Origin of the sequence: Gordonia alkaliphila, assembly GCF_023017165.1 — a bacterium.
In the GTDB taxonomy this organism is placed as follows: Bacteria; Actinomycetota; Actinomycetes; order Mycobacteriales; family Mycobacteriaceae; genus Gordonia; species Gordonia alkaliphila.
Map to the genome: position 1 here is coordinate 1,755,808 of NZ_JALKBW010000001.1, position 19,627 is coordinate 1,775,434.

The 19,627-nt window shown below is 64.5% G+C and carries 16 protein-coding genes; 3 read left to right on the top strand and 13 right to left on the bottom strand.

Features of this window, described 5'->3' with window-relative positions; genetic code table 11:
• Window positions 1–76: 76 nt before the first annotated feature.
• The 7 genes from MUG78_RS07890 to MUG78_RS07920 all read right to left on the bottom strand — a co-directional run bounded on the left by MUG78_RS07890 (window position 77) and on the right by MUG78_RS07920 (window position 7,128).
• On the bottom strand, window positions 77–913 hold the full coding sequence (locus tag MUG78_RS07890; protein ID WP_246993688.1) for an ABC transporter ATP-binding protein: 837 nt from the start codon (window positions 911–913) through the stop codon (window positions 77–79).
• Window positions 910–1,902: a FecCD family ABC transporter permease gene (locus MUG78_RS07895; RefSeq protein WP_246993689.1), complete on the bottom strand. Its 993-nt coding sequence runs from the start codon at window positions 1,900–1,902 to the stop codon at window positions 910–912. Before MUG78_RS07895 ends, MUG78_RS07890 begins: the two co-directional genes overlap by 4 nt.
• A 50-nt stretch (window positions 1,903–1,952) precedes the next feature.
• Window positions 1,953–3,017: a FecCD family ABC transporter permease gene (locus MUG78_RS07900; RefSeq protein ID WP_246993690.1), complete on the bottom strand. Its 1,065-nt coding sequence runs from the start codon at window positions 3,015–3,017 to the stop codon at window positions 1,953–1,955.
• Window positions 3,014–3,961, bottom strand: a complete 948-nt coding sequence (locus tag MUG78_RS07905) for a siderophore-interacting protein (protein WP_246993691.1) — start codon at window positions 3,959–3,961, stop codon at window positions 3,014–3,016. The genes MUG78_RS07900 and MUG78_RS07905 overlap by 4 nt, the downstream gene beginning before the upstream one ends.
• The gene (locus MUG78_RS07910; RefSeq protein ID WP_246993692.1) at window positions 3,958–5,019 is read right to left on the bottom strand and encodes an ABC transporter substrate-binding protein; all 1,062 of its coding nucleotides are present in this window, start codon (window positions 5,017–5,019) and stop codon (window positions 3,958–3,960) included. Before MUG78_RS07910 ends, MUG78_RS07905 begins: the two co-directional genes overlap by 4 nt.
• A gap of 126 nt (window positions 5,020–5,145) precedes the next feature.
• Window positions 5,146–5,943, bottom strand: coding sequence for a helix-turn-helix transcriptional regulator (locus MUG78_RS18275; protein ID WP_246993693.1), 798 nt, complete (start codon window positions 5,941–5,943; stop codon window positions 5,146–5,148).
• Between the two features lie 273 nt (window positions 5,944–6,216).
• Window positions 6,217–7,128, bottom strand: a complete 912-nt coding sequence (locus MUG78_RS07920; RefSeq protein WP_246993694.1) for a hypothetical protein — start codon at window positions 7,126–7,128, stop codon at window positions 6,217–6,219.
• Between the two features lie 409 nt (window positions 7,129–7,537).
• On the opposite strand from MUG78_RS07920, the gene MUG78_RS07925 reads away from it, so the two are divergent.
• From MUG78_RS07925 to MUG78_RS07935, 3 genes are all read left to right on the top strand, one after another.
• The gene (locus tag MUG78_RS07925; protein WP_246993695.1) at window positions 7,538–8,401 is read left to right on the top strand and encodes a hypothetical protein; all 864 of its coding nucleotides are present in this window, start codon (window positions 7,538–7,540) and stop codon (window positions 8,399–8,401) included.
• A gap of 99 nt (window positions 8,402–8,500) precedes the next feature.
• A complete protein-coding gene (locus tag MUG78_RS07930) occupies window positions 8,501–9,814 on the top strand; it encodes an ISL3 family transposase (RefSeq protein ID WP_246993696.1) in 1,314 nt (437 codons plus the stop codon).
• Between the two features lie 144 nt (window positions 9,815–9,958).
• Window positions 9,959–11,272: an ISL3 family transposase gene (locus tag MUG78_RS07935; protein WP_246993697.1), complete on the top strand. Its 1,314-nt coding sequence runs from the start codon at window positions 9,959–9,961 to the stop codon at window positions 11,270–11,272.
• Window positions 11,273–11,617: 345 nt separating this feature from the next.
• Here the strand turns inward: MUG78_RS07935 and MUG78_RS07940 are convergent, their stop codons facing one another.
• From MUG78_RS07940 to MUG78_RS07965, 6 genes are all read right to left on the bottom strand, one after another.
• Window positions 11,618–12,382, bottom strand: a complete 765-nt coding sequence (locus MUG78_RS07940; RefSeq protein ID WP_246993698.1) for a hypothetical protein — start codon at window positions 12,380–12,382, stop codon at window positions 11,618–11,620.
• A gap of 306 nt (window positions 12,383–12,688) precedes the next feature.
• Entirely contained in the window at window positions 12,689–15,796 is a 3,108-nt protein-coding gene (locus MUG78_RS07945) for a type I restriction endonuclease subunit R (RefSeq protein ID WP_246993699.1), read from the bottom strand.
• Window positions 15,797–15,799: 3 nt separating this feature from the next.
• Window positions 15,800–16,966, bottom strand: a complete 1,167-nt coding sequence (locus MUG78_RS07950) for a restriction endonuclease subunit S (RefSeq protein WP_246993700.1) — start codon at window positions 16,964–16,966, stop codon at window positions 15,800–15,802.
• Window positions 16,963–18,702, bottom strand: coding sequence for a type I restriction-modification system subunit M (locus tag MUG78_RS07955; protein WP_246993701.1), 1,740 nt, complete (start codon window positions 18,700–18,702; stop codon window positions 16,963–16,965). The genes MUG78_RS07950 and MUG78_RS07955 overlap by 4 nt, the downstream gene beginning before the upstream one ends.
• 86 nt (window positions 18,703–18,788) lie before the next feature.
• The gene (locus tag MUG78_RS07960) at window positions 18,789–19,163 is read right to left on the bottom strand and encodes a type II toxin-antitoxin system death-on-curing family toxin (RefSeq protein WP_372493286.1); all 375 of its coding nucleotides are present in this window, start codon (window positions 19,161–19,163) and stop codon (window positions 18,789–18,791) included.
• Window positions 19,164–19,183: 20 nt separating this feature from the next.
• The gene (locus MUG78_RS07965) at window positions 19,184–19,390 is read right to left on the bottom strand and encodes a hypothetical protein (RefSeq protein ID WP_246993703.1); all 207 of its coding nucleotides are present in this window, start codon (window positions 19,388–19,390) and stop codon (window positions 19,184–19,186) included.
• Window positions 19,391–19,627: the final 237 nt, after the last annotated feature.

Here is a 19,627-nt window from a genome sequence, read left to right on the forward strand (position 1 = left end):
GTTCGGTACTCAGCCTCTCATGTAGTGACCGTCCTCACAAGCGCGGTGTGGGGCGCTTCGGAATGCGCCAGGCACGCTAGACGACGCAGTCGCCGGCTCGGGGGATCACCAGGGGAGAGCCCGTCTCGGGATCGGGGATCACCTGCGATCGCAAGCCGTACACTGCCTCGACGCGCTCGGCGGTGATCACCTCGCTCGGACAGCCGGCGGCCTCGACGACGCCGTCCTTCATCATCACCAGCTGGTCGGCGTACCGTGCCGCCTGATTCAGATCGTGCAGCACCACCACGATCGTGCGACCGTGTTCCACGCGGAGCCGCTCGCAGAGTTCGAGCAGGCTGTACTGGTGGGCGATGTCCAAGAACGTGGTCGGCTCGTCGAGGAGCAGAATAGGTGTCTGCTGGGCCAGGACCATCGCCAGCCAGACGCGCTGCCGCTGCCCGCCGGAGAGTTCGTCGACCAGTCGGCCCGCAAGCGGCAGGGTGCCGGTGGCGGTCAACGCCTCGGACACGGCGGCCTCGTCCTGGCTGGACCACCGGTCGAACATCCGCTGGTGCGGGTAGCGGCCGCGGCTCACCAGATCGGTCACGGTGATGCCCTCCGGTGCGAGCGAGGTTTGGAGCAGCAGCCCCAGCTGCTGGGCCACCGTGCGGGTGCGGATGTCGCTGAGGTCTTTGCCGTTGAGCAGCACGGAGCCGGCGCCGACCGGCAGGAGCCGCGCGATCGCACGCAACAGCGTGGACTTGCCGCAGGCGTTCGGGCCGATGATCGCGGTGAATGATCCCTGAGCCACCTCGATGCTGACGTCGCGGCAAATGACCTTGTCGTCGTAGCCGACGCTGACGCCGTCGACGGCCACCACGGTGGGCGGCGCGGGAACGAGTGTGGGGATCAGCTCTGCGATGTGGGTCATGCTCTCCTCCGATATTCCGAGGCCAGAAGCCAGGTCAGATACAGGCCGCCCAGTGAGACGGTGACGACGCCGACGGGGAAGCCTGCGCGTTGAGCGAGGACATCCGAGGCCAGCAGCACTAGGGCTCCGACCAGGGCGGACGGAATCAGCACGAGGCCGGTACTGCGGGTCAGTCGCTTGGCGATCTGCGGGGCCGCCAGGGCGACGAAGGCGATGGGGCCGACCGCGGCAGTGACCAAGGCGGTCAGCCCGACACCGAGGACGACGGCGGCGCCGCGAATGGTTTCTACCGGGATACCGAGTGCGCGCGCGTTGTCGTCGCCGAGTTCGAGTTGCGTGAGCGGGGAGGCGATCGCCGCGACGGCGACCAGCACTACCGCCAGCGCGCCCAGGAGCGGCCACAGCTGTTCGGCTCCCAGATCGTTGAGCGACCCGGCAGCCCACACGGCTGCGAGCATCGCGGTGTCGACGTCGATGAACAGCAGGAGGGCCGCGTTGAGTGAGCTCAACATGGCTGCCACGCCGATACCCATGATGATCAGGCGGAACGGCTGCACCGAACCGCGGTGGTAGGCCAGCAGGTAGACCACGCCAGCGGTAAGGAGTCCGCCGCCCAACGATCCGAGCGCGATATCGGTGTAGCGGGTGGAACCGAACCACAGCATCACCGCGATCGCGCCGGTGTACGCGCCGGTGGAGAAGCCGAGAATATCCGGCGAACCCAGCGGATTTCGGGTCAGCGATTGGAAGATCGTGCCGGCCACCGCCAGCGCCACACCGCAGACGACGGCGAAGGCTACGCGCGGCAGGCGCCACTCGAGCACCAGCATCTCGGTGCGCGGGTCGGCTTGTCCGGTCAGGGCAGCGAGCACCTCGCCGGGCGTGAGCTCGATGGTCCCCAAGCACAGGGCCACCACCGCGGTGAGCAGCAGGACGACGGCCAGCACGCCCGACACCACGGCGGTCCGCAGCCGGATGGTGCCGGACACCGGCACACGCGCTAGGCGCACATTCAGGGCGCGATACCCGTGGTCGACGCTCACAGGCCGCTCACCGACTTACGACGCGCCAGCAGGATGAGCACCGGGGCTCCGACGAAGGCGGTGACCAAGCCGACGCGCAGCTCGCCACTGGGCAAGATGATGCGGCCGAGCACGTCGGAGAACAGCAGCAATGCCGGGGCGACGAGCAGCGTATAGGCGAAGATCCAGCGCTGATCGGGGCCCACGAACCAACGCACCACGTGGGGCACCATCAGGCCGACGAAGCCGATCGGTCCGGCGATGGCGGTGGCGGTGCCAGCCAACAGCGTGATCGATACGAGCACCCCGGTGCGCAGCAGCCCGGTCCGTACCCCGTGGCCGGCGGCCACGGCGTCGCCCAGTGCCAGCGCGTTCAGGGAGCGGGCCGCCGCGGCACCCAGGAGAATGCCGACCACGATCAGGGGAGCGAAGCCCAAGACGGTGACCAGGTCGCGTCCGCCGATCGACCCGATCTGCATGTACCGCATGCTGTCGAAAGTCTCGCGCTGCTTGAGGATCAATGCGGTGGTGAGGCCGCCGAGCGCGGCGGTGATGGCCACCCCGGCCAGCAGCAGCTTCGCGGGCGTCGCGCGTCCGCCGCCGATGGACCCCAACAAATACACCAGGCCGGTCACCACCGCGGCGCCGAGTAGTGCGAACCAGATGTAGCCGAGCGGGGCCGTGACACCCAGCAAGCCGATAGCGACGGCCACCGCGAACATGGCACCGGCGTTAACGCCGAGGACGCCCGGATCGGCCAGCGGATTGCGGGTGTAGGCCTGGGTCAGCGCGCCGCACAGCCCCAAGGCCGGTCCCACGATGAGCCCGACGACGGTGCGCGGGATGCGTAGCTCGTGAATTGTGACGTGGGCGTCGATCGTATCGTCGTAATGCAGAAGCGCGTCGACGATGGTGCTCGGGGAGATCGCCGCGGCGCCGACCGAGATCGACGCCAGGACCGTGGCCGCGAGGACCACGGCCGCCAGCACCAGTCCCAGCTTCCGGTGCGGGCGGGCGTCCGGGAACTCCGACGATGCAGGCCGCGTGCTGTGCCGGCCGGCGGCAGGGAGTGTGCTGGTCACAGGCCGGCGGCCTCATAGATCCGGAACACTTCGTCGACGATCTCTTCCGAACCCTGACTGCTCTCGTATAGGGCGTCCAGGTGCGCGCGGATCTCCGGGGCGAGCGCGGCGTAGCGGCTCTCCCACTCCTCGGAATTGTCGATCCAGTAGCCCACGGTCCGATAGCCGTCCGCCGGCCGCTTGCGGTCATGGCGGAGCAGTTTGCGGGTGGCCCGATTGATCCGCGTCTCGGAGGCGACCCAGACGAAGGTCTGCTCGTCGATCTCGGTGCGCCGCAACACCTTTTCCAAGCTGCTGGGGGCATGGCCGTTGCCGCTGCCGCGCAGCCAGATGTACTCGACGGCGGCGTCGGTGTCGGCTTCGATCTGGCAGTGGGCCCCACGGACCTCACCGATCACCGTGGTGGGGATCAGGTGGGCGGTCAGTTCCGCGATGCGCAGCGCCGCCGGCAACGCCGGTTCGTCGGCGAGCAGGATCTGCCGGTGCGCCCAGTCGGGTCGCTGGTACAGATGGCGCGGCGGCGTGATCCCCACCTGTTGTCCCGGCTCCGCCGCGGCGGCCCAGTCGGCGGCGATTCCACCGGGATGGATGACGAAGTCGATGTCCACTTCGCCGGGACGGTGGGCACGAATCGTGTAGGTCCGCATCGGCAGCGGCGCCGCGTCGTCGGGATATTCGCAACTGTTCGAGATCAGCCTCGGCCACACTGTTTCCCGATGGGCGTCGGGAAAGAACAGACGCACGTACTCGTCGCCGATGCCGCTGGTCGGGAAGTCTCGCAGATCGTCGCCGCCCAGCGTCACACGCAGCATGCCGGGGCTGACCGTGGACGTGCCCACCACGGATCCGACGTGTAGGCGGGGGACGTAGTCGGCGGGCAGCTCTGTGTACACCCGTCGCAGTTCGGCGACGTGCTCGGACGTGGGCGACGATGCGGGGCTCACGGCGCGGGCACCACGACGCGACCGCCGCTGACTGCACTCGCCAGTTCCCGCACGAAGCCGTGGGCAATGGCCCACGGAATGCTCAGCGGGGAGGGCGCGTTGGTGGCCATGCCCATCTGTCGGCTCTCCAGGAACAGGTAGTTTCCGTCGACGATCGGCGTCCACCGCGAGAACTTCGGATCCTTGAGCGTGTCCTGGGTTTCTTGGGTGCTCGACGACCATCCGATGAACAGGTCGCTGGCGATGTCGCCGAGGTTTTCCAGGCTCGTCCCGCCGTAGACCTCGTCGCTGCCGATCTTGCCGAGCGCCTGGGCAAGATCGGGGGAGTCGACCAGCCCGAACTCGCGGATGAAGGCCACCCGTGAATCGCCGGCGGCGTACACGCCCAACTCGGTGCTGCCCGGCGAGAGGGCCACGCCGTAGAGGAACGACTTGCCCTTCATCTCCGGATGGGCGTCGGAGGCCGCGGTGATCTGGTTCTGCGTCTGGGTGATCAGTTCGTCGCCTCGGGCTTTCTCGCCCAGCGCGGTGGCCACCACGCCGGTGAGGTCCTGCCAGGTGCCGGAGCGCCAGGCGCGTTCCGGGTAGGCGACGGTGGGCGCGATAGCGCTCAGCCGCTTGTACTGGTTCTCGGTGACGCCCGAGTGCGGGGCCAGGATCAGATCAGGGTCCAGTTGCAGGATCTGCTCGTAGTCGGGCTCCTCGCCTTCCTTGAGGACCGCGGGCAGATCCTGGCGCAAGACGTTCTGCACCTGATCGCGGAACCAGGGCGCGTAGCCTTGGTCGTCGCCCGCCCACGATTTGGGGACACCGACCGGCGCGGTGCCGAGGGCGGCGACGACGTCCTCGGCCATCCAGCCCAGAGTCACCACACGCTGCGGTTTGGTGGGGATCTCGGTGGCGCCGTGGACGTGCTCAATGGTGACGGGGAAGCCCGCGGCGGCCGGGCCGCTCGTCGACGAGTTGTCGGAGGTGCTGCACGCGGTGGTGGCGCCGAGGGCTGCGACCGCGGCCACAGCGATGGTGGCAGTCAGGAGCGTCCGCCGAAGTCGGAACATGAGAACGTGCCTTTCACAGAGGGGTGGGCCCTAGTAAGGGTTGCCTATCTTTGGTCGGATCCACGCTATGCGGCCGCGTCGTCGACTATCGGACACTCTCGGTCGCATTGCGGACACGCCGTGCGGTCAGGGGGCGCGGCCGGGTACAAACTCGCTCGGCGGTTGATTCAGCAGGCGACGGAAGGCGGCCGTGAAGGCGCTGCTGGTGTTGTAGCCGACGCGACGTGCGACGACCCCGACCGGCAGATCTTCGCCGAGGAGCTCGACTGCGCGGGCCATGCGCGCGTGGGTGCGCCATTGGGTAAAGGTGAGCCCGGTTTCGGCGCGAAATGCGCGAGCAATGGTGCGTGAGCTCTGCGAAGTCCGGTACGCCCAGTCGTCGATCGAGTGGTTGTCGGCGGGGTCGGCCATGATCTGCCGCGCGATCTCGGCGATGCGCTGGTCGTGCGGGAGTGGCACGGTGATGGTCGGCCGCGATCCGTCGGTGATCAATTCCAGGCAGACTTCCTGCGCGCGCAGGCGCTGTGCGCGGGGCATGGGTGTCCAGTCGAGATGGGCGAGGAGTTCGCGAAGTGCAGTGTTGACCACCACGGTGCGCACCGGTCCCACGGCGCGTCGCCACGCTGTTGGGCGGATGTACATCGCGGCCGGAGTGGTCGACGATCGCCGGTCCACCGAGTGTTCGGTGCCCGCCGGGACCCACAGGCCCTGACCGACGGTCAGGTTCCAGAGCTGGTCTCGGGTGCGGACTTCGCTGAAGCCTCGTTCGGGCCAGAAGAGGGTGTGCTCGCCGTGGCTGTGCGGCTCTTCCACGCAGCCGTCGAGGTGTCCGACGGGGCGGTGGGCCGTCGAGCGTGTGGAGAGCAACAGTCCGGCCGGAATGAGAGCTGCGTCGGCTGCTGTGGGGTGGTGGGCAGCAGCCACGAGCAAACCTCTCCAATAGGTGAGGCTTACCTTACACGTTGGGTGGGTGCGAAAGTCCTTGGCGGCGTCGCCGCCGGGAGGGCGGACCGGTTGCGCTCGGTCGCCTCTCGGCGAAAGGCGCGACGCGGCTCCAGCCGAACGGAACTCCGCGAAGGCAAAGGGTTGAGCCCGGGGGACACGGAACGCAACCGATCCAGCCTGTGCAACGTCGTCCCCGCGAGGTCTATTCCGGGAGTCGTCTCGACGAAGTCGGGTGGTCAGTGCTCGCTGCGGTCAGCGAAAGTACTGCTGGTAGCGGGCGTAGGGCACCTGGCCGGTGGGGCTGGCTTCGATCGCCCGCACGACCTCCGGCGGGATCGGCGTCCAGTGCGCCGGCATCGCCGCGGCGAGGCGGGGACTCACGATGTAGATCAACGCGAAGTTCACGATCCACAGCGGGGCTGCCATCGACATGCCGACCGTGGTCGTCACGCCGCCCTTGGTGTTGGTGACCAACTGGGCGTCGCCCGAGATCTGCTGCGCGACGAACCCGAACGGCACCTCGACGGTGTAGGCGGACCGATAGAGCGCGAGCAGGGTGTGGGTGGCGCCGTTGGCGCGCAGCCACTGGCCGACGTAGCCGCCGGGTGCGATCAACGTGTTGACCTTGCGGGTCGGTGCGTCCGCGTTCGCGGGGCTCTGCAGCTGGCCGCGGGTGTTGACGTACACGCCGTAGCTGCCGAGCACCGACGGGACCACCTGCCCGTTGATCTTGGACAGCATCGGACGGCCCACCGTGTTGGTGAGGATCGCGATGGAGGCGTCGATGGTCTTGGCGGCTTGCGGATCGCCGCCCACGCCGCGACCGCTGACCAGGTCGCGAGCCTGCTTCGGCGACAACGCATCTGAGCGATGCAGACCGATCCGCGCCGCGAGCGCGTCGGCGGCCTTCTGGCCGAGGGGCTGGTTGATCTTGCTGGGGGCGGTTGTCTTGGTCGGTGCGACGTACTCGAAGGCCGGTGCTCCGGAGAACGGAAGCGCGAACCCGGTGTTCGCGCCCGGTTCGGCGTGGGCGGTCGGGACTCCGGTGAGGGCAAGGAGACCGACCGTCAGGAGCGAGACAGCGGCGATCGGCCCGGAGCGATGCCGTCGGTGACGCTCGCGGCGTGTGCGGAGGAGTGCGAGAAGGTGTCGTGAACTGGGCATCGGGGGTCCTTCCAGCCGACCTCCGCGCGGCGGGTCGGATCCCGTCTACCTGGCAGAGCCCGATGCGAAGGTGACTCTAATCACACCGCAAACCCGGAGTCGGTGGCAAGGGTTGAGGGCCGCGGAAGTTACTGGCAGCGCGGAGGGGCGGTCATCGTGGGACGTGGCCGGTCAACCGGAAAGTCTGCGGCGGCGCGGTGACGGACGAGTACAGCGAGACCCTCGTGAAGTTGCCGGCGTGAGGCGCGAACAGCCAGATCCCGCCGGGTCGAGATGCGACACCGCCTCGGGCACAGTCCGGTTTGCAGAGCTTCCGATGTTCGGTGCCGTAGCCGGCCGACTACACAGCGGCGGGTGTCGACTCATTGAGGCCGGGAATGTTGTCGGATGGGCGGCGTACGTTAGCGGAATGAACGATGAGCGGATTGCAGCGGACGTGGCACAAGGGATTGACCTGGGAAGTTCCGGCGACGCACCGTATGCGGAGCCGCTACGGTCCACATGGCGGTCGAGCACCGGCGTTGCCCTCAAAGCCCATGAGGGCGGCATCAACAAGGCGGTTGCGGCGCTCGGATCCTCGGACAACGACGCGCTGCGTTGGGCCGTCGTGCAGATGATCGCGCCATCCCTCACCGAGGCCGATCTTGTGAACGGCCGCGTCCCGTACGTCGTTGAGTCTGGCAACGGAGTCGACTGGGTGGTGACATATCCAGATAACGAGGAAGTATTGGCGATTTGCGAACACAAGCCCTTGGGTGCACCAGCACATGGAACCTGGGCATCGCACAGCCTGCTTTTCGACCGTGCGGCGGTGCGCTGTGACGACGGATACCTCGACGAGGTCGCCGCCAACCTTGCTGTCCTGGACGGTGACGTCATCGCCGAGGAAGAGTTGTCGGGACTTCGATTCTGGACGTACAAGAATGTCGCCGGCGGCAAGCGATCCGCGATGGATCAGATCCTCAAGTATCGAGCCGACTATGGAGGCCGAATTCCATGCCACATCCTGAGCGACCAGGGGGCGAACGTCAACGAGATCTATATCGGCCGCGACGCTGATGAGGTGGAAGTTCCTTATCGCTACGTCAAGGAGGAATTTCCCGTCCATTCGACCGCGGAAGCACTCAAGAGGCTTGCTTCTGCGTTGGAGAATGTCGAGCTCTCGCCTTCGGAAGAATCGGACGTCACTCGGGTTGTGGATGCCATGTGGATGCGTGGTCCCGCCAGAATTGACCAGGACCTTAACGGGCTCTTCAGATCTAAGAGTGCGTAGGTGAGGTTCGGGACGAGCGCGGGCGACCACAAGATGTAGGCGGGCCCTGGGTGTGATCATGGAAGTTCCTCAACAACCCCGACGCACACCACAGGACCCATGGCTGAGCTTACTTCCGATGTTGCCGACACGATCTGCCGAACCGTCGAGTTGGGCGTGACGATCACCGGTGCGGCCGTCGGCGCCGATGACCGGACCCACATTTTCTGCGAGGTCCTCGACCCCGATCGACGCTGCCCGGACTGCAATATGGCAGGTCAACCACGCGATCGGGTCGTACGGGTCCTGACCGACACGCCCGCCGCCGGCTATCCAGTCCTCCTGCACGTGGCGGTTCCGCGGTTCGTCTGCCACACCAGCGACTGCTCCAGGTCGGTCTTCCGCGCGAGGATCGACCACATCGCCCGACCGCGAGCAGTGGTCACGACCAGGACCGAACGCTGGATTTTGCAGCGCATCGTGGTCGACAAGATGAGCGTGGCCGCCGTGGCCGCGAACCTCGCGATCTCGTGGAACACGGTCAACCAGATCGCCACAGACGCCGCACGAGCACTGGTCTACGACGGCGACCACCTCGACGGGGTCCGCTGCCTCGGTGTGGACGAGCACAAATGGAAACACGTTCGCGGACAAGGGGAACCGAGTTTCGTCACGGTCCTGATCGACCTGACTCCGGTCATCGACGGGACCGGCCCGGCACGGCTGCTCGACATGATCGGCGGACGATCCAAACAGGTCCTCAAGCAGTGGATGCAGGCGCGAGACCAGCAGTTCCGGGATCGGATCAAGGTCGTGGCGATGGACGGATTCACCGGCTACAAGAGCGCCACCACCGAAGAACTCCCCACCGCTCGGGTGGTGATGGATCCGTTCCACGTCGTACACCTGGCCGCGAGCAAACTCGACCAGTGCCGGCAACGGATCCAGCAGCAGGTATGCGGACACCGCGGCCGCAAAGACGACCCGCTCTACAAGATCCGCCGGATCCTGCACACCCGCACCGAACTCCTCACCGACAAACAGAAGATCCGCCTATTCGAGTCGCTGACCAGCCACGACGCACACGCCGCCGTGGAGATCACCCATCAGGTGTATCAGCAACTCATCGCCGCCTACGAACACCGACACCGCCGCGAGGGCAAGAAACTCATGTACAAGATCCTGCGACGGATCCGCACCGGACTACCAGCCGGCCTGACCGAGCTCGCTCAACTCGGACGAAGCCTATGGAACAGGCGCGCCGACATCCTCGCCTACTTCGACACCGGCGTCTCCAACGGACCCGTCGAAGCCATCAACGGACGCCTCGAACACCTCCGCGGAATCGCCCAGGGCTTCCGCAACCTCGACCACTACATCTTGCGATCCCTACTGCATTCCGGTCAGCTCGCCGAAAGGGTCAACGCACTCTGAAAAACGAAGAGCCCCTTAGGCTCTTCGGATCTGAGAGTGCGTAAGTGAGGTTCGGGTCGAGCACGTACGACCACAACATGTAGGCGGGTCCTGGGTGTGAGAATGGAAGTTCTCACACCACCCGAACTCACACGACCAGGACCCATGAACGAGCCTACTTGTGCTGTTGCCGACACGATCTGCCGAACCGTCGAACTCGGCGTCACGATCACCGGAGCCGCCGTCGACGCCGAGGACCGGACCCATATTTTCTGCGAGGTCCTGAACCCCGACCGGCACTGCCCCAGCTGTAACATTGCTGGTCAGCGGCGTGATCACGTCGATCGGGTGCTGACCGACATCCCGGCGGCCGGGCGACCGGTTCTGCTGCACGTGGCGGTCCCACGCTTCACCTGCAGCACTATCGACTGCCCGACGGTTGTGTTCCGCGCCGGCATCACTCACCTCGCGGCGCCCCGAGCGGTAATCACCGGCCGCACCGGACGGTGGATCCTGCAACGCATCGCGATCGACAAGATGAGCGTGGCCGCGGTCGCCGCACAGCTCGGGATCGACTGGGCCACGGTCAACAAGGTGGCGGTCGAATCAGCCCGAGCACTGGTCTACGACGGCGGCCACCTGGCCGGCGTACGCCATCTCGGGGTGGACGAGCACAAGTGGAAACACGTTCGCGGACAAGGCGATTCAGGGTGGGTGACCGTTCTGATCGACCTGACCCCCGTCGTCGACGGTACCGGCCCGGCCCGGCTTCTCGACATGATCGCCGGCCGATCCAAACTGGTCCTCAAAACGTGGATGGCCCGGCGTGACCAGCAGTTTCGGGATCGGGTGAAGGTGGTGGCGATGGACGGGTTCACCGGTTACAAGACCGCCACTGCTGAGGAACTCCCCGACGCTCGGATCGTGATGGACCCGTTCCACGTTGTTCGCCTGGCCGGGGAAAAACTCGACCGCTGCCGCACCCGGGTCCAGCAGGACACCTGCGGGCACCGAGGACGGGCCGGTGACCCGCTCTACATGGTGCGCCGGATCCTGCACACCCGGACTGCGCTGCTCACCGGCAAACAGAAAATCCGGTTGTTTGAGGCGTTGACCAGCCGCGACGAGCATGTGGCGGTCGAGGTGACGCACCAGATCTATCTGCAGATCATCGCCGCCTACGAGCACCCGCAACGCCGGGAGGGCAAGAAGCTGATGTGGAAGGTCCTCAAACGGATCCAGAAAGGCCTACCACCAGGACTGGCAGAGTTGGGACAACTCGGTCGCACGCTGTGGGTTCGCCGGGCGGAGATCCTCGCCTACTTCGACGTCGGCGTCTCCAACGGCCCCGTCGAAGCCATCAACGGACGCCTCGAACACCTCCGCGGCATCGCACAAGGCTTCCGCAACCTCGACCACTACATCTTGCGATCACTACTGCACTCCGGTCAGCTCGCCGGACGCATCAACGCACTCTGAGATCCGAAGAGCCCAGAAACTTGGGATTCGAGTGGGTGGGTGACCTCGACAGCACCAGCGGCAGTTTCACTTGGGGGATTCACGTCGCGAACGCGGTGAGCTCGCACGCCTGCGGCTTGGTTGCTCCCACCGAAGCGAATTCGGTGCCGTACATGATGAGGGTTCTACTCGCGGCGTGCCGAAGGCACTTGCGGTGTGGACGCGTGTAAGCACATCGCCTGTATCGCGTCCCTGCCGAGCACCAGAAGCTGGCCGACTAGCCACAGGTTGAGATCACCGACTCGCATGTTGTCTAGCTCGGGTCTGATCGAAGGTCCTTCCTGTACGGCGGGGAAGGCCATTGGTCTATGCGTCATCTGCGTCGAGCTTCGCCGGTCCGACTTTTTCGGTGATCCATAGCAAGCCGTTTTTATCGGGCTTCATAGAGACCCATCTGACCAGCGGCGGCTCTAGATCTGCAACTTCGGCATCAGTCAAGGGTTGGTGATTCGGGTCGCGGTTGTGTGGTGACTTCACCCGCGTCGCAACGAGGCTAAGAGATTGCCCAGCGGTGTTAACCAACGGTCCGAGTCCAGCGCGTGCGGCCTTGATTGCTTCCTTATTGGGCCAGTAAGGGTCCGCTCCGGCTTCTGAGAGGTACACGTCAACATGAAGCCCTCCCGCGTTGGGCATGGTCCACTTTGCGTGATGACCGGACTTCAGAACAGACTTGGACGACTTCACGTCGTAGCCGAGGGGTAGGTCTTCTGCGAAGAGGTCCGATGTGAAGTTGAAGCGGATAACCCTGCGAACGTGCGGGGTGATCCGCTGGCCAGCGAACACAAGGGGGAGGATAACGTCGGGACCTACCACGCGGTCCTCAGTAGATCCGCGCTGCCCGGTGGTGGACTCGTAGCCAAGCTTTAGGATGGGAGGTCCTATCTGCGGCCTGTCGTCGGGCCCGTGGAGACTGATCTTGAAGTCATTCATGCCAGGATGCATAACCTTGATGTAGAAGCTCGTGCTCCTAGCCTCAACCCTCCAGCCGAACGACCTGTGCCGGGCAATGCCATGCTCCTCGCCTGCGCTGACGATGAACGCGACGGCAGGTACAGGCTTCTCGATGTCCATCACGCCGAGGCCTCGAACGTTGCTTCGTATGCCTTCGCTGGCGTCGGCTTCAACTTGCAGCCGAACCCTCTGCTGTCCGCAGGATCTCTAGTCACAGACGATCCTGCGGTTGGATGGGTGGCTGGTGGATCGTCGACAAGGATCCGTTTGGGAGTCAGCTGCGAGGCGACTGGTCTTGGTGACCAGCATGTAGCCGTCGGCTGGCCGTCCGCGGTCCTGAACGTTCCATTCGTTTCGGGTAGTGGAGCGGCGAACGCGTGCGGCGTCAGTTGGTTACAGGAGCGGACCATACTCGGTGACCGCCTTCTAATTGTTCTGGTCGGCTACGACCTGGTAGAACCACTTCGCGATGTCGGACATGAGGTGGGTGCGGCCGGGGGTGTTGCTGAAGAAGAAGTCGCTCATCTTCGCGTGGGCGCCCTGGTTGTCGGCCACCGCGCCGGTCACGGCGAACTCGAAGTCCGGTGACTCGGTGAACTGCTTGGCGGTGTTGACCTTGGCCTGCTGCACCAGGTCGGCGTCGTCCAGGAGAGTCCTGAGGAGGGCTTCGACGAACGACAGTTTCTGGGCCTGTGAGAAGTCCTCGGAGCCGAACAGGTCGTTGAGCCGATCGAGGACCTGCTGCAAGGCGACCATTGTCGGATCGCGACGCTCGCCGGAGCCGGTCGCAGTGATCCCGGTCAGACCGACCTTGGCGCCGAGGCTGATGTCGGTCTTGCCCTGGTCGACCTGCTTGACCTGCTTGAGGACCACGTCGCTCAGGTCGATCGGTGCGGTGTAGTTCTCCGGTTGGATGACCCGTTCGAGGTGGCGCAGGTAGATCTGCTTCTTCTCCAGCTCGGGGTCGCCGTAGTCGATGATCTGGGACATGAAGTCGTAGAGCCGGACGAAGGAACCGACGTCGCGCCGGAACATGTCGAGCACAGCGAGCTCGGCCTTGTCGCCCTCGCCGCCGTTATCGATCAGGGCCGCGTTATAGCGGTCGGCGAACCGCTTCTGGCCTGGGCCCACGGCGGCGGACAGTGCGCTGTTGCCCTTGTTCTTCATGAACGCGTCTGCGCACTGATCGATCTCGGCCTGGGTATAGATCGCGGCGGTGTCGAGCTTGGCCGACAGGTCGTGCACCAGGTTCGGGTCGGTCTCGGTCTCGAGGAACGCGTCGGTGAAGTACGGCTCGAACGCTTCGCGGATCGCGGCCGGCTCATTGACGAAGTCGACCACCTGGGTCATCGACGCCGTCTTCGGCGTGCCCGACGGCGTGCGGTAGGTCCGGTTGAGACGCGACAGCGTCTGCACTGCAGTCACTCCCGAGAGCTTCCGGTCGACGTACATCGCGCACAGCAGTGGCTGATCGAAACCGGTCTGGAACTTGTTGGCGACGATCATCACCTTGTAGCGGTCGCCGGTGAACGCGGTCCGCAAATCACGGATGCCCGGGTTCATGTTGGCCTCGGTGAAGTCTTCCGGACCGGATTCGAGGTCCTTAACTCCGCCGGAGAACGCGACGAGCGTCTCGTAACCGTAGCCCTTCTTCGCGATGTACTCGTCGATCGCCAGCTTGTACCGGACGGCGGCCTTGCGGGAGTCGGCAACGACCATCGCCTTCGCGTGCCCGTCGAGCAGACCGGCGACGTTGTCCCGGAAGTGCTCGACGATGATCGCCGACTTCTGCGCGATGGTCTGCGGGTTCAGCTTCACCCACTTCATCACCGCCTTCGTCGCCTCAGACTGGTCCACCTCGTCGACTTCGGCGGCGGCGTTCTGGCCGATCTGGAACGCCAGCTTGAAGCTGTGATAGCCGGTCAGCACGTCGAGGATGTAGCCCTCTTCGATGGCCTGCTTCATCGTGTAGATGTGGAACGGCGCCGGCGCCTCGTCCGGGCTTGGCCGACGACCGAACAACTCGAGAGTCTTGCCCTTCGGGGTCGCGGTGAACGCGAAGTACGAGATGTTCGACGAGACCGCCCGATCGGTGACCTCCGCCGCGAGGATCGCCTCGACGTCCACCTCTCCGCCATCCTCCAGATCCTGCAACTCCTCGGCGGTGAGAACCGCTTTGAGCTTGCCGGCGATCTGCCCCGACTGCGACGAGTGCGCCTCGTCGGCGATCACCGCGAACGTCTTGCCCGCCAGCCCCTTATTCTCCCGGATCGCCGTCATGGCGTACGGGAACGTCTGAATCGTCACGACGATGATCAGCTTGCCGTCGGTCAACGCCTTCGCCAACAGCCCGGACTTGGAGCCGCCGGCCTTGGCAGCTTCATCCCGGTCGATGGCGACGACGATGCCCTGGTCGTTGTCGATCTGCTTGATCGCGTCCTGCAACTGCGCGTCGAGGACGTTGCGGTCGGTCACCACGATGACCGAGTCGAAGACCTTCTTGTTCTCCACCTGCAACCGCGCCATCCGATGCGCGGTCCACGCGATCGAGTCCGTCTTGCCCGACCCGGCCGAATGCTGGATCAGGTAGCGTTCGCCCGGCCCCTCGGCGGTGACCGCTGTGGTGAGTTCGGTGACAGCCTCCCATTGGTGAAAGCGCGGGAACCGCAACGACGACGAACGTGTGGTCTTGCCGCTGATCGGATCGGTCGACTGCTCATGCTTGATGTACATCAGCCGGCCCAGGATGTTCAGCCACGCATCGCGCTGCAGCACTCGCTCCCACAGGTACGACGACGGAGACCCGTTGGGATTCAACGGATTCCCGGCACCACCGTCGGAGGTGCCGCGGTTGAACGGCAGAAAGTGCGTCTTGTCGCCGGCGAGTTTGGTGGTCATCCACACCTCGTCGTTGGAGACCGCGAAGTGCACCAGCGCACGGGCGCCGGAAACGAACAAGGGCTGGACCGCGCCGGACTTGGGGTCCTTCGGCAGCCGTGTGGTCCGGTACTGGACGATCGCGTCAGCCACCGACTGAGTGAAGTCGGTCTTGAGCTCCGCCGTGGCGACCGGGAGTCCGTTGACGAAGAACACCAGATCCACGCTGCGGTTGTCCGCGGTGGAGAAGTGCACCTGCCGCATCACCCGCAGCCGCACCGCCGCATGCTCGGCGTTCCGTTTGGCGTTGAGCGTGGACTCGGGCCGGAACACGCACATCGCGAACTTGCCGGACAGGTGGGAGAAACCGTTCCGCAGCACATTCAGCGTGCCGCCACCGTTCTCCAACGGCAGATCGAGCACCTTCACCAGCCGATCGAGGAGCTGTGCCTCCTGCTTGGCGACGTCCTTGGCGTCGGGCCGGACCACCTTGTCGACTTGCTCGGGCTGCGTTTCCCTCAACCAGTCGAGCACGTCCTCCGGGAAAAGCGCCCGCTCGCGGTCGTAGCCCTTGTCGTTCGGCGAGTACAGCCACCCGTGCGCGGCCAGATACTCGGCGATCTCCTTCTCGAACTCGATCTCGTTGTGCTGCGCCACGACTCAGGCCACCTCATCTCGCACATCGATCTGCCCGGTCACTGCGGCCGTGATCAGGGCTGTGCGACGCTCCCGCGCCAAGGTTATGAATGTCTCTGCTGCTTCAATCAGCGACACTAGACGTGCCCTCTGGGTGCGGTACTGGTCAATTTCTGACGTCTGTGTGGCGAAGGGCGGTATGTCGACCCTAATCTCTGAAAGGTCACTTATATTAATCCGTGGTGTTCGGGCGGACCCTAGATCGGCGCTACCGATGCCCTTGATTCGGCTAGCCATTTCAGCGACAAATAAGTCGCTCTTCATTACTGCTGCTAGCCATTCGGTGCTGACGATGTTGCGGGTGCGTAGCACGGCGTAATCAGGGCTGACTATTCCGTTCTCGCGTGAGACTCCAAGTGCACCCTGAAAGGCTCGCATACGGTTGATTACAATATCTCCGGCTCGGCAGATCTTGTAGTTGGATAAATCCTCCGCGCGAGGGATGTTCTCGGTCACTTCGTCGCGTCGGCGCACGCCCCACGTGATGGATACCGACATCAGCGGTAGCACGGTCGATCGGGTACCAGCGCGATCGTCAATTTCGTCGAACCGCCATTTTAGGCGCTCTCCTCGAGTAACGCGGCAACCGAACGTGACTGTTGTAGCCGTGCGTTCACGTTCACGGAGTAGGCTGATGAGCCGCTGCTGTTCCTCGATGAGTGTGTCGATCCGGGCCGTCTCCCGGTCCAGGAAGTCGGCGATGGTGCGCTGCTCTTCGACAGTTGGGGGCACGGCTACAACAATCCGCATGAGTGCTGATTGGGTCAGCTTGTCTCGAGTTGATCCGTAGATGTATCGACTATAGTCGACGCAATTCAGTGCGTATGCGAGCCATCGCGCGTCCGTCTGACCGTTTGGTTTCAGTACGTGTATGTGGTTGTTGGGCCAGATCGGCCCATCAATGTGAAATGCGACGGGCCGGTTTCGATCGAAGAACGGTGCCCCATCCTCACCAATAAGCACGACTTCTTCGTCCACGAGAGGTATGTCGACGTACCCTTGGATGGAATTGGCGCCCCAGTAAGGAATTGCGCCAGGGCGCTCGTTTCGCTGCTCTGAGTTCAATGGTACTCGCAGATAGTCCCAACACTCGGCGAGTCGCCGCAGTGGTAGTTCGTGCCACCTGATCATTGGCCTTCTACCTCCCGTAGCAGCTCCATGATCTTTGCGACCTGCTTGTCCAGGTCCGCGTCGATCTCGGCTAGGGGCCGTGGCGGTACGTACTTGTAGAAGTGGCGGGTGAAGGGGATTTCGTAGCCGACTTTGGTCTTCTTCTCGTCGATCCAGGCGTCGGGGACGTGGGGGAGGACTTCGGTTGCGAAGTACTGCTTGATGGTGGCGTCGCGGCCGAGGTCGCCATCGGTGTTGCCGCCGTAGGTGAAGGGGATGTTTTCCGTGTCGCGCTTCTTGGGGTCGGGCTTCGGGGTGCCCTTTCGGTCGGTCACCGGGTTGCCATTCTCGTCGAGGAGTGGGCGCTCGACGGTGATGGTCCAGTAGCCGAAATCGTCGGCGGTGAACACCTTGGAGAAGTCGGGATCGGCGTCGTCGAAGGCGTCGTACAGGGCCAAGATCTTGTCGCGGGCGGCTTCGTCGAGCTCGCGGTTCTTGGCGCCGAGGCTCTTGCGCATCTTGGTCCAGAACGAGGTGGCGTCGATCAACTGGACTTTGCCCTGTCGTTCCGAGCGCTTGGTGTTGTCGAGGATCCAGATATAGGTGGCGATGCCGGTGTTGAAGAACATGTTGGTCGGCAGGGCGACGATCGCCTCGACGAGGTCGGATTCGAGGAGCCACTGCCGGATCTTGGACGGTCCCGATTCCGCGGCGCCGGTGAACAGTGGTGAGCCGTTGAGGACGATACCTGCGCGGCCGCCGCCGTCGTGGGGCGTCCGCATTTTGGAGGCGAGGTGGGTCAGGAACAGCATCTGGCCGTCGCCGATCGCCGGCAGTCCGTGGGAGAAGCGGGAGTTCTGCGCGAGTGCTTCCTTCTTCACCTCCTCGGCGGAGGCCTTCCAGTCCACTCCGTATGGAGGGTTGGACATGCAGAAGTCGAAGGTGCGGTCGAAGAACTGGTCGTCGGAGAGGGTGTCGCCGAGTCGGATATTGTCGACGTCCTGGCCCTTGGCGATCATGTCGGATTTGCAGATGGCGTACGACTGGTCGTTGATCTCCTGCCCGTATAGGCGGAGGCGTGCGCTGGGGTTGCGTTCGAGGAGTCGTTCTTCGGCGACCGACAGCATGCCGCCGGTGCCGGCCGTCGGGTCGTAGATGGTGCGGACGCTGCCGGGCTCGAGGAGGGCTTCGTTGTCCTCGGCGAACAGCAGATCCACCATGAGTCGGATCGCGTCGCGCGGGGTGTAGTGCTCGCCGGCCTCCTCGTTGGAGGCTTCGGCGAACTTGAAGATGAGGTGCTCGAACAGGTCGCCCATCTCGGCGTTGGGGACGGTGTCGGGGTGGAGGTTCACTTCCGCGAACTGCGAGGTGATCAGGTACAGGCGGTTCTTCTCGTCCAGGGTGGCGAGTTCGTTCTCGAACTTGAACCGTTCGAAGACGTCGATGTTCGCCGAGAAGCTGGTGATGTAGTCCATCAGGTTCACGCGCAGGCCCTCGGGGTCTTCGAGGAGCGTGGTGAAGTTGAACGGGCTGGTGTTGTAGAACGACAGCCCGGTCTTGCGCTTGACCTGCACTTCCAGCGCGCCACCCGCGTACTTCTCTGCCAGTGCGCGGATCTCGTCGCGGTGCGGTTCGAGGATGCAGTCCAGGCGCCGGAGGATGGTGAACGGCAGGATCACCCCGCCGTACTGGTGCGGCTTGTATACGCCGCGGAGCTGGTCCGCGATTCCCCACACGAAGTTGCCCAGCTTGCTCAAGTCATTCTCTCCTTCAGCTGTTCTCGCCGCACTCGCCAGGCTAATTACAGCCCACGCATTCCAACGTGAGTTGGACGGGTTCGCGGTTACCGGCCCGACCGTTGGCTGGTGAATCCCTCATCGAGTCGGCGGGCCAGCTCGGCGAGGTCGAGGTGTGTGCTGCTGGCTTCGATGATGAGGTCGTGAGCGGCGTCGTCGCCGAGGGTCCACACTTTTCCGGTGTTGCGGAAGTAGATGAGACGGACCCCGATCCATCCGCATCGCTTGTTGCCGTCGACGAGTGCATGGTTACGGCACAGCGAGTCCAGAAGTGCCGCGGCCTTGAGCGAGAGGGTCGGGTACTGCTGTTCGCCGAAAGCGCTGACGCTGGGGCGGAGGACACTGCTTTCCAGCAGGCCCAGGTCCCGGACTTGCGGGCTCTCGCCGTAGACGGCCTGGTAGACGCGGATGATGTCGGTGATTTGCGGTGTCCAGAGCACCGTTAGGTCACGTTGCCGAGGCGGTCCAGCAAGGCCTTGTCGTGGGTGACGATGTCGGCGATCGCGTCATCCATGGACCGCAGGCCGTGTTCTTGGAGCCCTCGCTGGACCTGCTCGGTGACGAACTTGCTGATCTGGCCCTTCGGGATGGTCTCGCGCAACTCAGTCGCCACATCGTCGGGCAGGGTGACGAGAACTCGGGCGACCATGACGACTCCTTCGAAGATATATCGAGTATATATCGGGTAGATGGGCTCCCAGGGCTGAACAGTTGCGGCACTTCTTCGACTCCCAACCCGGGATGTCGGCGCCCGCGGAAGCAGTGGGTGTGATGTGCTTCACGGCTGTAGGCAAACCTTAGCGGAACAGACTCAACCCTGCGGAGGTTGGAACTACACGAGAGGCCCAAACGCCTCACAAGATTTCCTGTACCGCAGGCCCGAAGC

Excerpts from the sequence above, each read along its gene's own strand:
- MUG78_RS07890 (WP_246993688.1), bottom strand. The coding sequence starts at position 913 with ATGACCCACATCGCAGAGCTGATCCCCACACTCGTTCCCGCGCCGCCC.
- MUG78_RS07910 (WP_246993692.1), bottom strand. The coding sequence starts at position 5,019 with ATGTTCCGACTTCGGCGGACGCTCCTGACTGCCACCATCGCTGTGGCC.
- MUG78_RS07920 (WP_246993694.1), bottom strand. The coding sequence starts at position 7,128 with ATGCCCAGTTCACGACACCTTCTCGCACTCCTCCGCACACGCCGCGAG.
- MUG78_RS07925 (WP_246993695.1), top strand. The coding sequence starts at position 7,538 with ATGAACGATGAGCGGATTGCAGCGGACGTGGCACAAGGGATTGACCTG.
- MUG78_RS07930 (WP_246993696.1), top strand. The coding sequence starts at position 8,501 with ATGGCTGAGCTTACTTCCGATGTTGCCGACACGATCTGCCGAACCGTC.
- MUG78_RS07935 (WP_246993697.1), top strand. The coding sequence starts at position 9,959 with ATGAACGAGCCTACTTGTGCTGTTGCCGACACGATCTGCCGAACCGTC.
- MUG78_RS07940 (WP_246993698.1), bottom strand. The coding sequence starts at position 12,382 with ATGGACATCGAGAAGCCTGTACCTGCCGTCGCGTTCATCGTCAGCGCA.
- MUG78_RS07950 (WP_246993700.1), bottom strand. The coding sequence starts at position 16,966 with ATGATCAGGTGGCACGAACTACCACTGCGGCGACTCGCCGAGTGTTGG.
- MUG78_RS07965 (WP_246993703.1), bottom strand. The coding sequence starts at position 19,390 with ATGGTCGCCCGAGTTCTCGTCACCCTGCCCGACGATGTGGCGACTGAG.